Here is a 19,463-nt window from a genome sequence, read left to right on the forward strand (position 1 = left end):
CAGCTTTTTCCATCATATCAAAATTCCTAACTCTTGGGTATTATATTTTCTTTATAGAGGTGATAGGTTTTATCTATCACCTCTCATTTGGTTGAGAATTTTTCCAGCAAAGCGAGGGCATTTTCAACGTAATATGGAACCGATACCGCAAAAGCCGCGTCATCTATGATCATGCTATCATGGTGGAGATCCGGTGCATCCGCTGCACCATTGGATCCTATAAAAGCAAAGACTCCCGGGATCTTCTCTTGATAGAAGGCAAAATCTTCACCCGCTGTCGACGGCTGAGCCTCCACAACTTCTGCGAAAGACTTGGACCAGCGAAAGACTTTTTTAGCCAAGACCTTATCATTATAGGTAACCGGTGGTGTCTTGCCCCAATCAAATTGGACCATGACTCCGGTACTGTTAGAGATCTGTTCGATCACGCGAATGAAGTCCGCCTTGAGACGTTTCTGGAGATCCGGATTAAAGGTTCGAATGGTTCCTTCGAAGTAACCAGACTTGGGAAGAACATTCCAGGTTGAACCAGCTTCGATATGGGTCACCGATAGGACAGCTGTCTCAAATGGCGAAACCGTACGAGAGACCAAGGTCTGCAACTGCTGGACCATACTAGTAATCGCTACAACAGTATCCAAACCGAGATCCGGTCGAGCCGCATGACTGCTCACTCCAGTGACAGTCACCTTGAACTTTTCAACTCCAGCCATCATGGCGCCTGGACGCAGGGCCAACTGACCCGCAGGCAATGACGGCATGTTGTGAAATCCAAGGATGGCTTGGACATCTTCGAGGAGTCCGGTTGCTAATACCGCAGATGCTCCCTCAGAAGTCTCTTCAGCCGGCTGAAAAATTAACCGAACCGTTCCCTTTAAGTCAGCCTCCATACCCTTTAGGACTTCTGCAGCCCCTAAGAGGCTGACCTGGTGGAAATCATGGCCACAGGCATGCATGACACCAGGGTTTTGGCTTTGGTAGTCGAGACCCGTGTTCTCCTGAATCGGGAGGGCATCAATATCTGCTCGAAGAGCAATGACTGGTTTACCGCTTCCGATTTCAGCAATCAGACCAGTTTTTAATCCACTGTTTAAAATGCGTACACCTAGCTTTTCCAAATAGGCTTTGAGATAAGCTGTGGTTTGGTATTCTTGTCCAGACAACTCTGGATGCTGATGCACATAATGCCGAACGGGCACTAGATGTTCATAGGAAAATGATACCATTTCTCGTCCCCTTTCTAGCATAGTTCTATTCTATCACTGCCTCCCCTATTCGTCTAATTCCTATTTTTTTCTCTAAGTTATAGCCAGGGGCTATAACACTTTTTATTACTTCATACTCGTTCCTTAAAAAGCCACGCTAGAAGAAAAAAACCTTTGAAGAAATTATCTTCAAAGGTCTACTTCTATTAGAATCCATCTACGTTAGTGTAGATTTTTTGCACGTCCTCATCGTCTTCAAGAACGCTGTAAAGTTTTTCAAAGGTTTCCAAATCTTCACCCGACAACTCAACTTCTGATTGAGGAATCATTTCCAATTCAGTTACTTGGAATTCTTCGATACCAGATTCCCGCAAAGCAACAATCGCTTTGTGAAGGTCAGTTGGAGCAGTGTAAACTGTAATAGTTCCTTGTTCTGCTTCAACATCGTCTACATCGACATCTGCTTCAAGCAAAAGCTCAAAGATAGCATCCGCATCATCACCCGCAAATACGATGACACCCTTGTTGTCAAAGAGGTAAGACACAGAACCTGAAGCTCCCATGTTACCGCCGTTTTTACCAAAAGCCGCACGGACATTGGCAGCTGTACGGTTGACATTTGACGTCAAGGTATCAACGATCAACATAGAACCATTTGGTCCAAATCCTTCATAACGTCCTTCTGTAAAGGTTTCGTCTGTATTTCCTTTTGCCTTATCGATCGCTTTATCAATCACGTGTTTTGGCACTTGCGCTTGTTTAGCACGGTCGATAACGAATTTCAAAGCAGTATTCAATTCTGGATCTGGCTCACCTTTTTTAGCGGCTACATAGATTTCAACTCCGAATTTCGCATATACTTTTGAGTTAGCACCATCTTTGGCAGTTTTCTTGGCTACAATATTGGCCCATTTACGTCCCATGAGGATTCTCCTTGTGTTTGATTCATATTATTTTCAATCTTTAACATTATATCACAAATCGTCCACATTAGACTAGATTTTTCTATTTTTAGCTGGGGATTCATGGGAATTTTCTATGAGGTGGAAACTTGAAATAGCTAGTTCAATTATCAAAAAAGCCTCTCTGTTAGAGACTTAGTAATGATCTTTAAAAGAGAGGAAAGCGACACCTGACTCATCTAGCATATAAATCAGGCGATTTTCTGCATCAATCCGCCTTGACCATGCTCCTTGAAAGTCATATTTCAAGGGTTCAGGTTTACCAATCCCTGCAAATGGATCCCTTTGAATCTCCTTAATCAGGCTATTAATCCGCTTCAGTGTTTTTTTGTCCTGACTTTGCCAGTAACAATAATCCTTCCAGGCATCTTCTGTAAACTTGAGTAACATCCGTTACCCCTCAATCTCATGGAGTTGAACCTGACCAGCTCGGACTTCTGCCATGCCCCGCAAGACCTTATCTGACAATTCCTTGTTCTGAGCTAGTCTTAGGGTTTCTTGTAGGCTGTCCCACTCGCTCTTAGAAATAACCACAATATCTTCGTCTGGATTCTTATTCACGACTGTCAAAGGCTCAAACTCATCATTCACCTTCTTCATATAATCCTTCAAATGATTGCGGAATGTTGAATAAACGACTGCTTCCATTACCATACCTCATTCTACCTATTTTCTATTATTATACATGAAAAAGAAAAACTTGTCAGGAACTTGTACAAGTTTTTCCTCTCCACTTAATTATTCGTAAAAAGTTTCTAAATTTGGTAAAAATAATCTACTGTCTAAAAAGAATTTTTAGACAGTAAATAAACACTGTTTCCGTAAATCATAAAACTTCTTGCCATATGTGACAAAGATGTCTTTGTTATGTGGGCATAGGGGGAGCGTAAGACTGTTTATTCTTCCACTCTCACCGGCACCCGACCCCAGGTCTGCTCTGGCAATTGGGGATGGCCTAACTGATACACCTGATCCGCTTGCTGGGTCAAACTGTCCCAAGGTTCCTTACCAATCCGCGTCACCAAGTCCACTTGACCTTTTAGTGACTTGAGGTGAGCTTGGCCTTTTGCGGAAAATCCTAAGACATGAATGGCATCGGGCGATTCTTGATCCATCGCCCCTACCAAGATATAAGTCAAAATGCGACGGACACGCGCCTTGGTATAGCGCTTGGTTGCCACTTTCTCCACCAAGTCTTCCACAGAACTCGCGCTTCGAATGGCATCCCTTATCCGACTAGCCAACTCTTCATTGACCTGAAAAATCTGTGTCAGCTCCGGATGGGTTAGGATTTGATAACGGAGCAATTGATAGTAATCCTCCCAAGATACCTTTGGAGCCGACTGAAAGAGTTGGCTATTGGGCATGAATCGGTCGACAAAGTCCTGATCATCCTTGTGTAGGCGTAGACTAGTTGCAGAAGCAAAAGCCACCTCTTTTTCTTCCGAATGGTAACCCGCACCTTGACGTTGGATAGGCTTGAGCGCAATCCCCTTCCCAGCACAAGCCTTGGCATAAGCCAAGCCCAGGATATGGTTGGGAGTATCCCCTGTGAACTCCACTCCAGCAAAGGTTTCCCACATTTTTTGGGTCTTCTGTGGATAGGATAAATCGTCAGGAAGGCTTCGCAAGAAAGCTTCCATTTCCACTTCTTTCTCAGAGTAAATAGTTGCAATCGCTTGGTAGTCTAAGACCTCTTCTGTCCCAAAGGTCAATTGGTCGATTCCCAGACGGGACAAGATCTCTACCGCTCCCTTGGCAAAATGATCAGCCGACTGAACAGCTACTAGAAAGGGGAGCTCGACCACCAGGTCTGCTCCATTTTCCAAAGCCATCTGCGCGCGAATCCACTTGTCTACAATGGCAGGCTCGCCACGTTGGACAAAATTCCCAGACATGGCAACGATTTTCAGCCCTTCTGCCTGTTCCAGCAGGTACTTGTGCCCATTGTGAAAAGGATTAAATTCTACAATAATACCTGTAACTGTCATGCTATCCTACTTCTGCGCTACGAAAAACCATCGTTTGCTGGTCTTTGTTGGGGCCTTATCTTCAAAGTCCGCGTACAATTTGAAAGATTTAAAGCCAGCCTGCTCCAGCAAAATGTCATAGGTTAAAACTTCATAGGTCCGCTCCTCATGGACTTCATCGTGCCGACTAAAGCTGCCATCCTCCTCTTGGACAAAGAAAGTCAGCTCATGGACGATCGAGTGAGGGGCTTCATCCTCATAGGTATCCCAGAGCATGGCAAAATCTTCTGCATTTTCGTGGTAAGAATAGCCTGGGAAAACCTCATCCATCTGATAGGTTGAATGGACATCAAAGATAAAGACCCCGTCTTCGTTAAGCGCATTGTAGACTTCTTTGAAGACATCTCCCACTTCCACCTCGTCCTGCATATAGCAGATGGAATCAGAGTAGCAGGTCACAAAATCGTAGGTACCCGCTTGCGACAAGTCCAACATATTGCCCTCGATAAAATCAATCTTTTGCTTGGCTGAAGCCGCTCTTTTTTCAGCAATCTTCAGCATGTCAGCACTCAGGTCTAATCCTGTCACGTCAAATCCAGCTTGGGAAAAGCGGACAGACTGAATCCCTGTTCCACAAGCTAATTCCAGTAATCTTTTCTTATCTTTTGTCTTTGGGAGATGGCGGAGGGAAAAATCCGTCCATAAATCATACAAACTATCATCCATAACCGCATCGTAGACAGCCGCAAACGTTTCATAAGTCGCCATATTCATGATACAAAGAGCGTTAAAAGTATAAAGAAAATAGGAAACTTCTTGCTGTATCATCAGATACAAAGGAAGTGAGTCTTTTTCTCACAGCTTTTAGCTCGTGTTCAATTAAGAAAATAACCAAACACGAGGCTCCATCCTTTCTTTCCATAGAATTTCAATTTAACCAACAAAACTCAGTTGCTGCCAACTGAGTTTGCCTGCTTATGCTAGGGCTGCTGAAAGATCGACAGCACTTGCTTCGTGCCATAGCTTTTCTAGATTATAGTGGGTACGCATTTCTTCTGAGAAGACATGGACCACCACACCACCTAAGTCAAGAAGGACCCAACCTCCAGCTGAGTCACCTTCGACGTGGCTGGCATTGCCACCAGCTTCAACGACTTTCTCGCGAATATTTTCAGCAATCGCATCCAACTGACGGCTGTTCATAGAGCTCGTGATAACAAAGTAATCGGTCACGCTGGTCAAGCTTTGAACATCCAAAGCCACAATATCTTCCGCGCGCTTTTCATCGGCAGCTTTAACAACAAGTTCAAGTAATTCTTTTTCTTTCATTTAGTCCTCTTTCAAATACTTCACAAAGGCGTTATAGGTTTCAAGGGTTTGGGGATAAATGGGCAACCCTTGGTGGGCTAGATGTTCGACTGTGCGAGCTGTCTCATAGGCCACGGCACGATCCAAGGAGACTTGAGCGATTTCTCGCGCTTGATCCACCCCTGGAAAGGCCCGGTTATGCTCAATATAATCTGCCACATAGACAATCTTGTCTAAGGTTGACATCTGTCCACTCCCAACCGTATGAATCTCAATACTACGAAGAATGGCTGGATCTGTTAGTCCGAGATCTTCTTGGATCTTATAAATCCCTACCATCCCATGCCAGACATTGTTGCCCCAGTTTTTTAATGCTGGATCCAGCTCATAGCGATCGATCAAGTCCAGAAATTCCTGATCTGATAATTTCTTGGCGTAGTCATGTAATAGACCGGCTAGGCCAGCCTGCTCTTCATCTGCCCCATAGCGCTTAGCTAATTCACGAGCAGCCTTCTCAACCCCTAAACAATGGGTTAGGCGTTTTTCCGGAAGGATTTGGCCCATTTTTTCGAGCAAGACCTCTCGAGAAAAGCCGAGATAGTTTTCATAGGTCATTAATACAAACCTTCTTTCTTGATGTAGTCCAAAACTGGTTTTGGCAACATAAAGTTGGGCGACCGACCTTGAGCGATAAACTCTCGCACCATGCTTGAAGAGATATCCATCAGGGGAACATCGACCCAAATCACTGGATAAGAAGTTCCCGCTTTGTAACGGGGACGTTGAACACCGACAAACTGGACCATCTCCACTAACTCGTCAATCCGATACCACTTTGGCAGGTAGTCCACCATATCCGCTCCAATGATAAAGTAATAGTCTGTATCTGGGTCTCGCTCATTGAGCAACTTCATCGTATCGTAGGTATAAGAGATCCCTTTACGCTCTAGCTCAATCGTCTCGATTTCTAGCCCTTCAATCCCTTCGATGGCTAGTTCTAGCATTTTCAGGCGATGACGCTCATCAATGGTTTCTTTTTTATCCACATGCGGAGGCTCATATTCTGGCATGAGAAGGACCTTGTCCAAGCCCAATTGTTGGCGGACCTGGTCTGCAACCACGAGATGGGCATTATGGACCGGATTGAAATTCCCACCCAAAATACCAACTTGTTTGCGTTTCTTGTCTTTGATCTCTGGCTCTAACTCTACCTTGGTAAAGGGGGTTAATAGTTCAATGGCCATATACCTGCTCTCCTGTGTCTCTTAGATTTCTTTTACTTTGACTGAAATCTTCCGGTTTTCTTTTTTGCTTGATTGTTTATACAAGATGAGGATGCGTCCAATTTTTTGAACCGTATCCACACCGATTTCTTCTTCCAAGATTTCCGCTACTTCATGGATATTCTCGTCCGTATTTTGAAGGAGGGTGACCTTAATCAGTTCGCGAGCGTCTAGCGCTTGGCGAACACTGGTTTTGATTTGATCGTTAAGCCCGTTTTTCCCAATTTGGATAATAGGTTTGAGGCTATGGGCTTGGCTATTGAGGAAAGCCCGTTGTTTGGATGTTAATGTCATGTTTTTATTTCCTTATTTTTTGATCGTTATTTTAAGTGGTGGGGACGGCCGGAACTAATTTTTCAAAGATCTCATCTTTGAAAAATGGATTTCCTTACCTCAAAATGGAGCCTTAGTCTCCATTTTGCCCTTGCCAATCTATCGATTGGCAACTACACCACGGCAATAACGATCCCTATTTGAGCTCACTTCGCTCGCTCTTCAATTTCATTCTATTTCAAATTTTTAAATAATAGCTTTACGACTTACGACGGCGACGCCTTCTGGTGCCCAGACGGCTACTTTTGCTTCTCCATTGACGCGGATCCAGCCGAGTCCTGAGATGACGAGGTCTGTCTTGTCCTTGATGGTAAACTCATGGGAAACCAAGGGTGGAAATTCTTCTTTTTCCTTGCTGTTAGGGGGTGTTAGTAAGCCACCGACATGCTTGTCATAAAAGACGGTCGCTCCTTCGAGTTTGGTCCGATGAAGCTTGAGTTCGTTATCAAAGAAGGCGGTGAAACCTTGTTTTTCTCCCTTGATAAAGTCAAAGCGTCCCAGACCACCCAAAAAGAGGGTTTGCTCGGGATTGAGCTGATAAGTCTTGGGCTTGATTTCTTTTTTAGGACTGACATACTTGAGGTTTTTAGCCGTCAAGTAATGAGCCATCTGGTGGCGATGGATAATCCCTGGTGTATCATAGATGTAGGATCCATCGTCCAGTGGGATTTCAATCTTGTCCAGTGTTGTCCCTGGGAAGCGAGAGGTTGTAATGATATCCTTGTCTCCAGTGATTTCTTGGATGATCGCATTGATGAGGGTCGATTTCCCTACGTTGGTCACACCTACCACATAGACATCACGTCCCTTGCGGTACTGCTCAATCTTTTCCATCAAGTCCTTGATGGCACTCTTGTTTTGGGCAGAGGTGAGGACCACATCGACAGGACGCATCCCTTCTTCGTGGGCCCGCTCCATCAACCAATGGGTCACCTTGCTATCCTTGACAGACTTGGGCAAGATATCCTTTTTATTTCCAACTAAAAGGACATCATTACCTGCTACAAAGCGCGGTAAGCCAGGAATGACAGAACCATTAAAGTCAAAAATATCGACTACATTGACCACAAGTGCGTCACTATCCCCCACTTCGTGAAGGAGCTTTAGGAAATCATCATCTGTCAGATGCACATCTGTGATTTCATTATAGTGACGCAGACGGAAACAGCGTTGGCAATAGACTTCGCCTGTTTCCAAGCCCTTTTCAAGAGCTGATTGGGGAGTATAGCCTAGCCCCTCTTTATTTTCTGTCTGAATGGGGGCTCCACAGCCAATACAGAATAATTCTTCCATTCTTAGATTCCTTTTTTATATACAATTGGACCATATTTTTCGGCCATTTGCTTCATGACACGGCGTTCACGCGCCCGGTTGATCTGGGTCTTGATGGAGTCATGCTCGACCAAAGGCTTGACCAAAATCGAGCGAATGCCTGCACGATGAGCAGCCCGGATATCCGTCATCAGTTGATCCCCGACCATGACCACTTCATTTTTCTTATAGTGGAAACGTTTGAGAGCCCGATCAATCCCAAAAGTAAAGGGCTTGAGCGACCAAGCTTCATAGTCAATATCAAATTTCTCAACAGCGCGCTTGACCCGTTTGGGACTATTATTAGACACCACGATAACTCGAATCCCTCCATCACGAAGATCATGCAACCACTGGCGCATCTCTGGGGTGCCGTCCGGATTGTTCCAAGCAATCAAGGTATTATCCAAATCCACAAGGACCGCCTTGATGCCTTGTTTTTTCAAGTCTGCAACGGTGAGATCATAGGCTGCTTCCACCGCAAAATCTGGTTTGTAATTTTCGATTGACACGTTTTTCTCCATTTTTTATATTCTCTTCATTGTAGCATAAATGGACGTATTTTGCACTTGCTTCGTTGTCTCCCCTTTGTAAGAGGACCCATTCTATCTCTTTGATATTCTCTAAAATAGACAAAATCGTTACAAAGTTCCAAAAACGTGGTATAGTAGAAGAAAAAAATACATGGAAGAGTTATGATAGCAAAAGAAAAAAAATTGAGGGAGGTTTCTCCTCTCCTCCAAAAAATCATCAATTGGTCCTCCATCATTGGAGCCCTCGCAACCCTTGCATTCTGTATCTGGGCCTACTTTTCTGGCATTCTTCAATCTAAAGAAACCCTGTCAGCCTTTATTTTGCAAGCCGGAATCTTTGGGCCTCCTCTTTTTATCTTGCTCCAAATTCTCCAGACGGTGGTGCCGATTATTCCTGGCGCTCTTACGTCTGTCGCTGGTGTCTTTATCTATGGCCACATCATTGGGACCATCTACAACTACATCGGCATCGTCATCGGCTGTGCCATCATCTTCCACCTCGCAAGAATGTACGGGCCTAAGTTTGTCCAGTCTATGGTCAGCCAGAAGACTTACGACAAGTATATTAACTGGCTCAACGAAGGCAAGCGGTTTGATCGCTTCTTCATTTTCATGATGATCTGGCCCATCAGTCCTGCTGACTTTCTCTGCATGCTAGCTGGATTGACCAATATGACCTTTAAGCGCTATATGACCATTATTATTCTCTGTAAACCGATTACTCTAGTCATCTACACCTATGGTCTCACCTATATCATCGACTATTTCTGGCAAATGACCTAAAAAAGATGTTGGGCAAACACCCAGCATCTTTTTTTATAGAATTCCTTTTTCTTTTTGAATAATGAGGTCTTTCAGAGAAATCAGAAGAACTGCTAACAAAATCATCCCCATCCCTATAAAATCAATCGCATAGAACTGATCGTTCATAATCATATAGGCGAAAAACACAGCGGAAATAGGCTCAATAGAAGCTAATAAACTCCCCTTGACTGCCCCGACCATCGAGGTTCCTTTAAGAAAGACCGTATAAGCAAAAATGGTTCCTAACACAATCAAGCCAAAGAGGGCCCAGAGGTTATCCGAAGAATAGTGTCCTTGAAAGGATACCAAGCCACTAAAAGGAAGCATGAGAATCCCTGGCAAGAGCATGCCTACCCCAATGACCAGCATGCTTCCCCATTTTTTGATTAAATTGAGGGGTAAAATGATATAGAGAGCGTAGGCAAAGGCCGAAAACAAGCCCCAGCCTAGACCCTTGGGCGTAATAGCCAATTGATTCAACTGTCCATGGGTGGCAATCAGGAAGGTCCCCCCAATTGCTAACAGCATGGAAGCAATCTCAGAGACAGTAGGACCAACACGATCCTTGATGCAGGTATAGGCTAAAACACCAACCGGGCATACGTATTGAAGCACTGTTGCAGTTCCAGCATTGGTTTCTGCAATAGCAATCAGATAGGCTAACTGAGTCAATAGCAATCCCAAAAAGGCGAAGAGAATCAAAGAGATATAAGAACTTTTATCCTTAAAAAAGGCAACAAACTTCTCCTTGTCAGACAGATAGGCAAAGAGAAGGAGGACGGCACCTGAAATTAGTAAACGAATATTGGTTAAAACGATAGCTGAAAAACCGTGGGCCATCAAATATTGCCCGCTCACTCCAGAAAGCCCCCAGGCAATTCCAGCAATCACAGTCATCACGGTTCCTTTGAAAGATGTAGACATGTTGCCTCCCAAAACGAATTAATACGGTACACTGCTTCTTCTCTATTCTATCACAAAAACCAGCCCAAATGGACTGGTTTTATGTAGGATTTAAAAACTATTTTTAAATCCTTTCTAGAAGATCTTATTCTTCTTTTCTCCCGTTCTTAGCCATTCCTAACCCGAGACCTCCTAAGAGAAGGAGCCCAGCTAAGCTAGTGAGGTTGGAGCTCACTTCTCCTGTTTCAGGAAGCGCGCGAGTTGTACTTGCTTCTTCTCCATTTTCAACTGAAACGAATTCATGATGAGGAGTCAAATCTTGAACCTCTGGCTCTTCTTTCTTTCGAGCAAGAAGTTGTGACGTCGGTTTAGCAGTTTGCGAAGGAAGGACTTTATCTGGAGATGGAGATACCGGTGTATGGTATTCAGGACGATTTGGAAGAACAGGATTTTCAGCTTCTTCCTTAGTAGACAAACGCAAGACAGTTGCTGTCAAAGCATCTAGTCGAAGTCCTGTTTCTGTCCAAGAGATTCCTTTTGGATCAGTTAGATTGCTAATACCTGCTCGTTCACCATCCACTAGAACATCTGCCTTTCTAAAGCGTTCGAAGTCCGTTCCTAATGCAAAGTCACGCGCCTTTGTATCGGCATTTACCAAGACTAGATAGACATCTCCATTGCTAGCAGTGATTTGGTAGCCAATCACCTGATCCTCTTCTTCAACTCCATTCTCACCTGGAATCGTCAAGAGCTTGACGTGGTTCTTCACTTCTTCCATGTTGTCCATCCGGAAGGCGTCTGTTGACTTACGAAGGGCAATCAAGCCTTTGGTGAAGGCGCGAGAGCGCGTATTCTCTGGATAGAGGGCTTCATTGGTTGCTTTTTCCCAATCGAAGTGGTTGATAGCATCGCTTGAATCATAAGAATCGTGGATAAAGTAAGGGTAATCAAATGGTTTTCCATTTTCATCTACTAATAAATGAGATTTGTTTGGAACCTTGTCATCGGAAACAGGCGTGCGGTAAGCTGGATCCTTGAATTGCTTAGTCCGACCATATTCTTGACCAGAATGAAGGAACGGTGTTCCTTGAGCTGTCAGCACGAGCAGGTTTCCGAGACGCAAGCGACGATGAATCTCTGCATTGTTGGCTGGGATACTAGGGTCCTTCTTGATCGACTGAGCGATAATATCAAAGAGGGTCAAGTTATCATGGGCCGCAATATATTGGATGACATCTCCTGGGCTATCTGCCTCAAAGTTGGTTGGTTGTGCGATGAGATTCTTAAAGATAGTCGCAATCTTTCGTTTTCCATTGGTGATAAAGGCTGGTTGTCCCTCATTTGGATAACCTGATTTTAGATTGTTTCGAACATCATCTGAGAATACAGCAACGGTGTCTGTTTTCTTCATCCAGGATTGGTCTGCTGGTTGTACAGGACTATTTTCATCACCTGCATAGGTCACCCAGCCTTCTCCCAACATGATGAGATTTGGATTCAGAGCCCGAGCCGCCTTGTAGGCTTCTTCGATAGAGGCCGCATCATGGTCACCCATCATGTCAAATCGGAAACCGTCCACCTTATAAGTATCTACTAAATACTTAATTGAATCAACCAAGACTCGTTTGGACATGTAGTGGGTGGTTCCCAAACGTCCACCACCAAAGCTTGTCCGAGGTGTACCGTCCGCATCCATGAAATGGTAGTAATTTGGCTCGATATCCTCAAAGATGTCCACGTTAGCTGTATGGTTATAAACAACGTCTAGTACCACTCCCATTCCGCGTTTGTGAATTTCATTGACCAAATTCTTGAATTCTTCAATCCGTTTTTGAGGATTGCTTGGATCTGTTGAGTACATACCTGTTAAGGCAAAGTAGTTCTGTGGATCATAACCCCAGTTGTAATTGCTGTTGCTTGATGCATACTCTAACAAGCGCTCGCTGTTTTTCAATTCATTAACGTGGTAATAAGACAGAACTGGCAAGAGTTGAACGTGGGTTACACCAAGGTCTTTGAGGTAATCCAATTTTTCAACAAAGGAAGCAAAGGTCCCAAATTGGCTCTTAAGCTCTGATGCCAAAGCCGGATCAGAAGTGAAGTCGCGGACATGAGCTTCATAGATGATAGCATCTTCTCGCTTCTTAAAGTTTGGAATGGACGCATAGGTTAAGTCACTCGGACCTAATCTACTTGGATCAACAAAGGCTGCTTTTGCTACCTTATGAACCGCATCTGTCTTGGACAATTCACTGTTCCAAGCTGCCAACGATTTGGCATACGGATCAAGAACGGTAAAGGTCTTCCCTTGGCGTTCAATTTCATACTGGTAGAAATAGCCCGTATAATCTTGGATATCCAGTCCTGAATCAGCAGAAAGAGTCTGCTTCCAAGTTCCTCGCTCCCCTTTTTCTAGAGCCACACGGCCAACTAGTTTTTCAGAATCGTTCTTATCATAGATGACAACGGATACCTTTTCCGCACTTGGTGACCAGAGGGTGAGATCAACCTTCTTCCCTCCTTCATGAAGATGAGCTCCGAGCGTTCCATCGTAGCTATAGGCTTCATCCTTGAGGCGCCAGTTCATTTTGGTTGTAAAGCGGTCATTGTCGTATTGAACCGTATAGGATTGATCAACCTGAGAGAAATCTCCTGTATAGGTTACTTTCTTTCCTGCTTCATCTAAAAGCAGGTCCGAGATGGTGACAGGATTTCCCTGAGCATCCGTGATCTTGGTCCGCTTGAGCAATTCTTCTTTCTGTGCTCCCGCCAAGGTCGAGAAGCTGGCTTCAATCTTTTCCTTACCGACATGCTGGGCACCTGTCATACGGATATCGTTGACATAATATGGATTGGTGTAAACAGTCGGATCATCGTCCCGTAAGAAAATCTGGCTATGGTTCTTCAAGTCAGCAAATTTATAATCTTCTTGTCGAATTTTCACATCATCTCCAGACTTACTCTCATCCAATAATAAGAAACCAAATTCTTTTGCAGCTTCCTTTAGGGGGATATCAATGTAACGACCGTATTTCCCTGTCGCTACAAAATCTGTCCCATCCGGCCAAGCAGCACTGCTCGGATTCTCTACATCTCCCCAATACCAGAGAGATTTTTTGTCATAATTTCCATCTGTCCGATAGTAATTGACTCTGACCGTTCCCTCTGCTTGAGGCTGATAAGAATAGACTTTATATTTGTCATCTAACCAAGCTTCATTCATTTTTGGAGAGAGCAATTCAATGGACTTGTCCCCTGTGATATTGTCCCCTTTAACATTGTTGATGAGGAAGCTAATCTTCTTAGCCTGATCATTTTTAAGTTTGACATCTAGATAATAGCCATAGTCATCCGTTTTTGCGTCCTTAAAGGATTGAGCACCCGTCGGCCAGTTTTCCGAAGGCTTTTCAACATCATCCCAGGTCCAAAGCCCCTGAGTTTCCTTGTTTTCTTCTGGTAGCTTTTTCACGTGAATCCGGATAGTCTGATCAGCTATCGGCTCCTCTGCCTTCTCAGACTGAGAAGAAGCCACTCCTTCAGTGAGGGCGCTTACATTTTCAGGCGCAGTGACACTTTCTTCCGCCACTTTTGGAGTTTCACTTGCCTCAGTGTTCGCAGCTGGTTTCACATCCGATGAAGAAATGCTTGCTTCATTTGACGGGGCTGTCACCACTTCTGAAGCTGGTGCAGGGGTATTGCCCACCTCATCCGCACTGACCGGACCAGCAAAGGCTGTTAATAAAGCCAAGCTCGTCGCAATCGCCACCGAACCAACGCCATTTTTCAATCGACGAATCGCATAGACGACTTGTTTATCGCCTGACACAGAAGGTTTCTGTTTCATATCTGTCTCCTTAAAATGATTAGTGTTCAACCAGTATAGCATGTAAGAATTATTTATGCAAGCGTTTTCTTAATTTATACTATCTTTTTATATTGTCCTCCCTAGTAAAAAAAACCAGCCCAAATGGACTGGTTTTATTCATAAAATATACTAATTTACGGCTCAACCAAAATCTTGATTTGAGATTTATCTTGCGTTAATTCGATAAAGCCATCTTGAACAATGTTTTCCAATTTGATTTTCTTGGTAACCAATTTTTCAGCAGAGAAATAGCCTTGTTCCATCAATTCCAATACTTTAGGGAAGATGTGGCGATAAGCGATAATCCCTTTAAGAGTCTTTTCTTGAATGGCGAATTCATTAGGATTGATGCTGGCTTCGCGTTCCCAAATAGAAACAACCATACACTCACCAGCCTTATGGACAGCTGCCAAAGCTTGCCCAAGAACAACAGGAACCCCTGTTACTTCATAAGACACATCCGCTCCACCATCCGTCAAGCGATGAATGGCTTCAACGATTGATTCACCTTCTTCTGGACGAACCACAATGGCACCTAGCTCTTCTGCTTTTGCTTGACGTTCAGGAGACAATTCAACCGCATAGATTTTTGAAGCACCTGCTGCACGAAGGGCTTCCACGATCAAGAGACCGATTGGACCTAAACCAAAGATAACAGCTGTATCCCCTGTTTTCAAAGCAGATTGACGAACTGCATAAACAGCCACAGCAGCAGGTTCTGTAAGCGCTGCTTGCTCATAGCTCAAGCTATCTGGAATCACATGGACTAAATCTCCATCTAGGACACAGTATTTAGCAAACCCACCATCTGCCGCAAGACCGACGAAGTTCAAGTTTGGATCAAGGTTGTAGTCACCAATTAAGTTGTGTTTTGCCAAAATTGGTTCAATCGTCACACGATCACCGACTTTAACACGAGTCACATCGCTTCCAACCTCAACAATTTCTCCAGCAAACTCGTGACCGAGGGTAACGGGTGCTTTTTGACCAGAATAAACATGCTCCTCTGTTGGAATAAAGATTGGCCCATCCAAGTATTCATGCAAGTCTGTCCCACAGATTCCTGTGAATTTGACCGCAACCTTTACTTGATGAGGTTGTACTTTAGGGACTTCTACTTCTTCGATACGAACGTCCTTCTTGCCATGCCAGCGAGCAGCTTTCATTGTTTCCATATGATTCTCCTATTTTTCCATGAATTGCAATTCCCTTTCAGGAAACCCGACAACCATATTGTAAGCCTTTTCACAAGCTTTGTCAAGAAGAAACAGACGGTTAATATCTTAATTATCGGTCCGAGATGACTCTAATTTCCAACCGACAATCCAGCCCAGAACAAGAAGATAATTTTCAAAAGCTCCAATAGCATTTACTGGCAAATGATAGTTGAGATAAGCAAATAAATGATTCGTCCCAATTCCAATGCCACCAACAATCAAGGCCAATAAAACCGTACGAAGATAAAACCAATCATATTTGAGATTTACAGCAATGAGAATCACAAGAACTGCCACATTCCAAATCCCAATTTCCCGTTGCCAACCGGCAGAAATACCATATCCCGAATGACTTCCCATATAAGATGGAAAGAAGAGCTGGAAGATAATCGCTCCAGACATGGCGATGATAACCAGGACAAATAAGACTCTTAAAAATTTGTTCATGTAACTCCTCCTAATGACAGTTGATATGTAATGATCTTTCCTATTCTAACACAATTTTATGGATAGTAAAAACCAACCTCTCGGCTGGTTTTTTCTCTATTACTCTTCTTTCAACTTAGCCAATTCTTGGGCAAGTAACTTGAGAGCTACTTGTGGGTTAGCTTGGCCTTTAGTTGCTTTCATGAGGAAGCCGGTGAAGGCCTTGTCCGCATTACGCTTCCCTGACTTGAAGTCGGCTACTGCTGCTTCGTTGTCTGCAAAGACTTGGTGGATGATAGGAATCAAGACTTCAGGATCTGAAATCTGTACCAATCCAGCATTTTCGACGTATTCACGCGCGCCACCACCGTTTTTCGCCAAATGAACGAAGACTTTCTTGGCAATCTTAGATGAAATGGTTCCATCTTCGATGATGGCAATCATTTCGACCAAGTTTTCCGGTGTCAATTGGATTTCTTCCAGCGTTTTGCCTTCTGCGTTCAAGAACTGCGCCACTTCACCTTGGAGCCAGTTAGACACTTGTTTGGCATCGCCACCAAGGGCTACCGCTGCTTCAAAGAAGTCAGAAGTGACTTTCGTCGCTGTCAATTGGTTGGCATCATAGTCAGACAAGCCAAGCTCTGCCACATAGCGAGCACGACGGTCTTTTGGAAACTCTGGCAACTCTGTGCGCATTTCCTCGATCCACTCATCTGAGATTTCAAACAATGGAAGGTCTGGTTCTGGGAAGTAACGGTAATCCGCTGCTCCTTCTTTGACACGCATAAGAATGGTGCTCTTATTTGCTTCATCATAACGGCGTGTTTCTTGACGAATGACCCCACCTGAACGCAAGATTTTCGCTTGACGCTCAACTTCGTATTCAAGACCTTTACGGACGTTTGAGAAAGAGTTCAAGTTTTTCAACTCCGTCTTGGTACCAAATTCCTCTTGGCCGTATGGGCGAAGGGAAATGTTGGCATCGACCCGCATCGATCCTTCTTCCATCTTGACGTCTGAAATACCTGTGTATTGGATGACTTCTTTGAGGGCTGTCAAATAAGCGTAGGCTTCTTCTGGAGAACGCATATCTGCTTCAGAGACGATCTCAATCAATGGCACCCCTTGACGGTTGAGGTCTACATAAGAGAATCCATCTGTTCCATGCGTATTCTTACCAGCATCTTCTTCCAAGTGGGCCCGTTCAATCCCAATTTTCTTAGTTGAGCCGTCTTCTAATTGTACTTCAATCCAACCGTTGAAACCGATGGGCTCGTCAAATTGCGAAATTTGGTAGGCCTTTGGATTATCAGGGTAGAAATAGTTCTTACGGTCAAAGTGCATGTGCTGGTGGATGTCCATATTCAGGGCCAAAGCAGCCTTAATACCAGCGTCCACAACACCCTTGTTCAAGACAGGAAGCACCCCTGGGAAAGACCAGTCGATCACATTGGTATTGGCATTTTGCTCGTTCCCAAAGTGAGCAGAGGTTGGTGAGAAAATTTTTGAGTTTGTATTCAATTCAACGTGGACTTCAAGTCCGATGACTGTTTCAAAGTTCATTAATTGTCACCTCCGAAAATAAGGGGTTGTTGCTTGTAGTAATCCGTTGTTGCTTCAAAGGCAGCTGCAGCTTGGTAGATGGTCTCTTCCGAATACTTCGGACCAATCAACTGCAAACCAACTGGAAGACCTTGAGCAAATCCTGCAGGAATCGAAATCCCTGGAAGACCCGCCAAGTTAACTGGAATGGTCAACAAGTCCGCCAAGTACATGGCAACAGGATCATGGTTGAGCGAATCCAAATCAAAGGCCACGCTTGGAGCTGTAGGACCAAGGATGAGATCGTAATCCGCAAAGACTTTTTCGAAGTCTTGGATAATAAGTGTCCGGACTTGACCAGCTTTCTTGTAGTAAGCATCGTAGTAACCAGATGACAAACTGAAGGTTCCCAGCATGATCCGACGTTTGACTTCATCACCAAAGCCTTGGCTACGAGTGTTCACGTAGATATCATCCAAGTTCTTGGCATCTTCCGCACGGAAACCATAACGAATCCCGTCAAAACGTTGCAAGTTTGAAGAAGCTTCAGATGAAGCGATGATGTAGTAGACAGCAACCCCGTATTTAGAATGAGGCAGGCTGACTTCTTCGACAGTTGCTCCCAATTTTTCAAAGTGCTTAGCTGCATTAAGAATCGTTTCTTTGACTTCTGGGTCAATCCCTTCCCCAAGGTATTCCTTAGGAAGGGCAATCTTCATGCCTTTGATATCTTGACCGATCTTAGAAGTATAATCTGCTACGCGGACGGGCGCTGAAGTTGAATCTTTGACATCTTCACTGGCAATGACATTGAGCAAGAGGGCATTTTCCTTAACGGTTGGTGCAAAAGGACCAATTTGATCCAATGAGCTACCAAAGGCAATGAGACCAAAGCGGGAAACCGTTCCATAGGATGGCTTGAGACCAACAATCCCATTAAAGGCAGCCGGTTGGCGGATAGAACCCCCAGTATCTGAACCAAGGGACAAACGGACTTGCCCTGAAGCCACAGCTACAGCAGAACCACTAGATGATCCACCAGGAACCTTGCAGTGGTCCCAAGCATTCTTGGTTGGTCCATAGTAAGAAGTTTCACCAGATCCCCCCATGGCAAATTCATCCATGTTGGTCTTTCCGATGACAATCATCCCTTTTGCCTTGGCATTAGCAACCGCTGTCGCATCAAAGATGGGCTCATAGTTATAGAGCATTTTTGATGCCGCAGTCGTCAAGATGCCATCTGTTGAGATATTGTCTTTGACGGCGAGTGGAATCCCTGATAGAAGATTATCTGCATCGATTCCTTTTTCATCAATGGCCTTGGCTTGTGCAAGGGCCACTTCTTCAGCCACCGTCACAAAGGCATTGACTGCTTCTTCACGCGCCTTGATATCGTCAAGTGTCGCTTGGGTCAATTCGGTTGCTGAAATTTCCTTAGAGACAAGGAGGTCGTGCAACTCTTCAATAGTTTTTTGATTGAATGACATTAGGCATCTCCTCCATCTTCTAGGATAGCTGGCACCTTGATGTAGTAATTGTCTTTTTCAGGTACATTTTTAAACAAACGGTCGCGGTCAGTGCCTTTTTCAGCGACATCCGGACGCAATACGGTCTTACGATCCGCCATGGTCGTTGTTGGAGCCACACCGGTTGTGTCCACTTCTTCCAACAATTCCACCATGTCGACAATCTTCGACAAGGTTGTCGCAAACTCAGCTGTCTCTTCTGGAGAGAATTTCAATTTTGAAAGATTGGCAACGTGGGTTACCTCTTCTTGCGTAATTTTCATCTTGCTTCCTTT

General features: G+C 44.3%; 20 protein-coding genes. 1 reads left to right on the plus strand and 19 read right to left on the minus strand.

The genetic code is table 11. The features are described from left to right. Window positions 1–83: 83 nt before the first annotated feature. The 12 genes from K1J10_RS00385 to K1J10_RS00440 all read right to left on the minus strand — a co-directional run bounded on the left by K1J10_RS00385 (window position 84) and on the right by K1J10_RS00440 (window position 8,884). Window positions 84–1,226 (minus strand): amidohydrolase, encoded by a 1,143-nt coding sequence (locus K1J10_RS00385; protein WP_223355510.1) that lies wholly within the window; start codon window positions 1,224–1,226, stop codon window positions 84–86. Window positions 1,227–1,411: 185 nt separating this feature from the next. Continuing rightward, on the minus strand, window positions 1,412–2,128 hold the full coding sequence (locus tag K1J10_RS00390; protein ID WP_223355511.1) for a YebC/PmpR family DNA-binding transcriptional regulator: 717 nt from the start codon (window positions 2,126–2,128) through the stop codon (window positions 1,412–1,414). Between the two features lie 174 nt (window positions 2,129–2,302). Then, window positions 2,303–2,557, minus strand: coding sequence for a Txe/YoeB family addiction module toxin (locus tag K1J10_RS00395; RefSeq protein ID WP_006595728.1), 255 nt, complete (start codon window positions 2,555–2,557; stop codon window positions 2,303–2,305). Window positions 2,558–2,560: 3 nt separating this feature from the next. Then, entirely contained in the window at window positions 2,561–2,815 is a 255-nt protein-coding gene (locus K1J10_RS00400) for a type II toxin-antitoxin system Phd/YefM family antitoxin (RefSeq protein WP_003014291.1), read from the minus strand. A 248-nt stretch (window positions 2,816–3,063) separates the two neighbouring features. Then, window positions 3,064–4,158 (minus strand): nucleotidyltransferase, encoded by a 1,095-nt coding sequence (locus K1J10_RS00405; RefSeq protein WP_223355512.1) that lies wholly within the window; start codon window positions 4,156–4,158, stop codon window positions 3,064–3,066. Between the two features lie 6 nt (window positions 4,159–4,164). Continuing rightward, entirely contained in the window at window positions 4,165–4,905 is a 741-nt protein-coding gene (locus K1J10_RS00410; protein ID WP_317629275.1) for a class I SAM-dependent DNA methyltransferase, read from the minus strand. Window positions 4,906–5,112: 207 nt separating this feature from the next. Further along, entirely contained in the window at window positions 5,113–5,466 is a 354-nt protein-coding gene (gene rsfS, locus K1J10_RS00415; protein WP_223355513.1) for a ribosome silencing factor, read from the minus strand. After that, on the minus strand, window positions 5,467–6,060 hold the full coding sequence (yqeK, locus tag K1J10_RS00420) for a bis(5'-nucleosyl)-tetraphosphatase (symmetrical) YqeK (protein ID WP_223355514.1): 594 nt from the start codon (window positions 6,058–6,060) through the stop codon (window positions 5,467–5,469). Beyond that, window positions 6,060–6,689, minus strand: a complete 630-nt coding sequence (locus K1J10_RS00425) for a nicotinate-nucleotide adenylyltransferase (RefSeq protein ID WP_223355515.1) — start codon at window positions 6,687–6,689, stop codon at window positions 6,060–6,062. Before K1J10_RS00425 ends, yqeK begins: the two co-directional genes overlap by 1 nt. A gap of 21 nt (window positions 6,690–6,710) precedes the next feature. After that, complete coding sequence (gene yhbY / locus K1J10_RS00430) at window positions 6,711–7,022, minus strand: ribosome assembly RNA-binding protein YhbY (RefSeq protein WP_006595720.1); 312 nt, start codon at window positions 7,020–7,022, stop codon at window positions 6,711–6,713. 225 nt (window positions 7,023–7,247) lie between these two features. Beyond that, complete coding sequence (gene yqeH / locus K1J10_RS00435; protein ID WP_223355516.1) at window positions 7,248–8,354, minus strand: ribosome biogenesis GTPase YqeH; 1,107 nt, start codon at window positions 8,352–8,354, stop codon at window positions 7,248–7,250. 2 nt (window positions 8,355–8,356) lie between these two features. Then, window positions 8,357–8,884: a YqeG family HAD IIIA-type phosphatase gene (locus K1J10_RS00440; RefSeq protein WP_223355517.1), complete on the minus strand. Its 528-nt coding sequence runs from the start codon at window positions 8,882–8,884 to the stop codon at window positions 8,357–8,359. A 183-nt stretch (window positions 8,885–9,067) separates the two neighbouring features. Here K1J10_RS00440 and K1J10_RS00445 point away from each other — a divergent pair, with 183 nt between their 5' ends. Then, window positions 9,068–9,688, plus strand: coding sequence for a TVP38/TMEM64 family protein (locus tag K1J10_RS00445; protein WP_223355518.1), 621 nt, complete (start codon window positions 9,068–9,070; stop codon window positions 9,686–9,688). A 33-nt stretch (window positions 9,689–9,721) separates the two neighbouring features. Here the strand turns inward: K1J10_RS00445 and K1J10_RS00450 are convergent, their stop codons facing one another. The 7 genes from K1J10_RS00450 to gatC all read right to left on the minus strand — a co-directional run bounded on the left by K1J10_RS00450 (window position 9,722) and on the right by gatC (window position 19,451). Next, window positions 9,722–10,633 (minus strand): DMT family transporter, encoded by a 912-nt coding sequence (locus tag K1J10_RS00450; protein ID WP_223355519.1) that lies wholly within the window; start codon window positions 10,631–10,633, stop codon window positions 9,722–9,724. A 124-nt stretch (window positions 10,634–10,757) separates the two neighbouring features. Further along, complete coding sequence (locus K1J10_RS00455) at window positions 10,758–14,456, minus strand: pullulanase (protein ID WP_223355520.1); 3,699 nt, start codon at window positions 14,454–14,456, stop codon at window positions 10,758–10,760. Window positions 14,457–14,611: 155 nt separating this feature from the next. Beyond that, entirely contained in the window at window positions 14,612–15,652 is a 1,041-nt protein-coding gene (locus tag K1J10_RS00460) for a 2,3-butanediol dehydrogenase (protein ID WP_061564287.1), read from the minus strand. Window positions 15,653–15,760: 108 nt separating this feature from the next. Next, entirely contained in the window at window positions 15,761–16,141 is a 381-nt protein-coding gene (locus K1J10_RS00465) for a hypothetical protein (RefSeq protein WP_223355521.1), read from the minus strand. Between the two features lie 99 nt (window positions 16,142–16,240). Beyond that, window positions 16,241–17,683, minus strand: coding sequence for an Asp-tRNA(Asn)/Glu-tRNA(Gln) amidotransferase subunit GatB (gene gatB, locus K1J10_RS00470; RefSeq protein WP_223355522.1), 1,443 nt, complete (start codon window positions 17,681–17,683; stop codon window positions 16,241–16,243). Beyond that, window positions 17,683–19,149 (minus strand): Asp-tRNA(Asn)/Glu-tRNA(Gln) amidotransferase subunit GatA, encoded by a 1,467-nt coding sequence (gene gatA, locus K1J10_RS00475; protein ID WP_223355523.1) that lies wholly within the window; start codon window positions 19,147–19,149, stop codon window positions 17,683–17,685. The genes gatB and gatA overlap by 1 nt, the downstream gene beginning before the upstream one ends. Continuing rightward, window positions 19,149–19,451 (minus strand): Asp-tRNA(Asn)/Glu-tRNA(Gln) amidotransferase subunit GatC, encoded by a 303-nt coding sequence (gatC, locus tag K1J10_RS00480; RefSeq protein ID WP_002884769.1) that lies wholly within the window; start codon window positions 19,449–19,451, stop codon window positions 19,149–19,151. The genes gatA and gatC overlap by 1 nt, the downstream gene beginning before the upstream one ends. Window positions 19,452–19,463 lie beyond the last annotated feature (12 nt).

The sequence above is a fragment of the Streptococcus australis genome, assembly GCF_019930045.1.
Taxonomy (GTDB): domain Bacteria; phylum Bacillota; class Bacilli; order Lactobacillales; family Streptococcaceae; genus Streptococcus; species Streptococcus australis_D.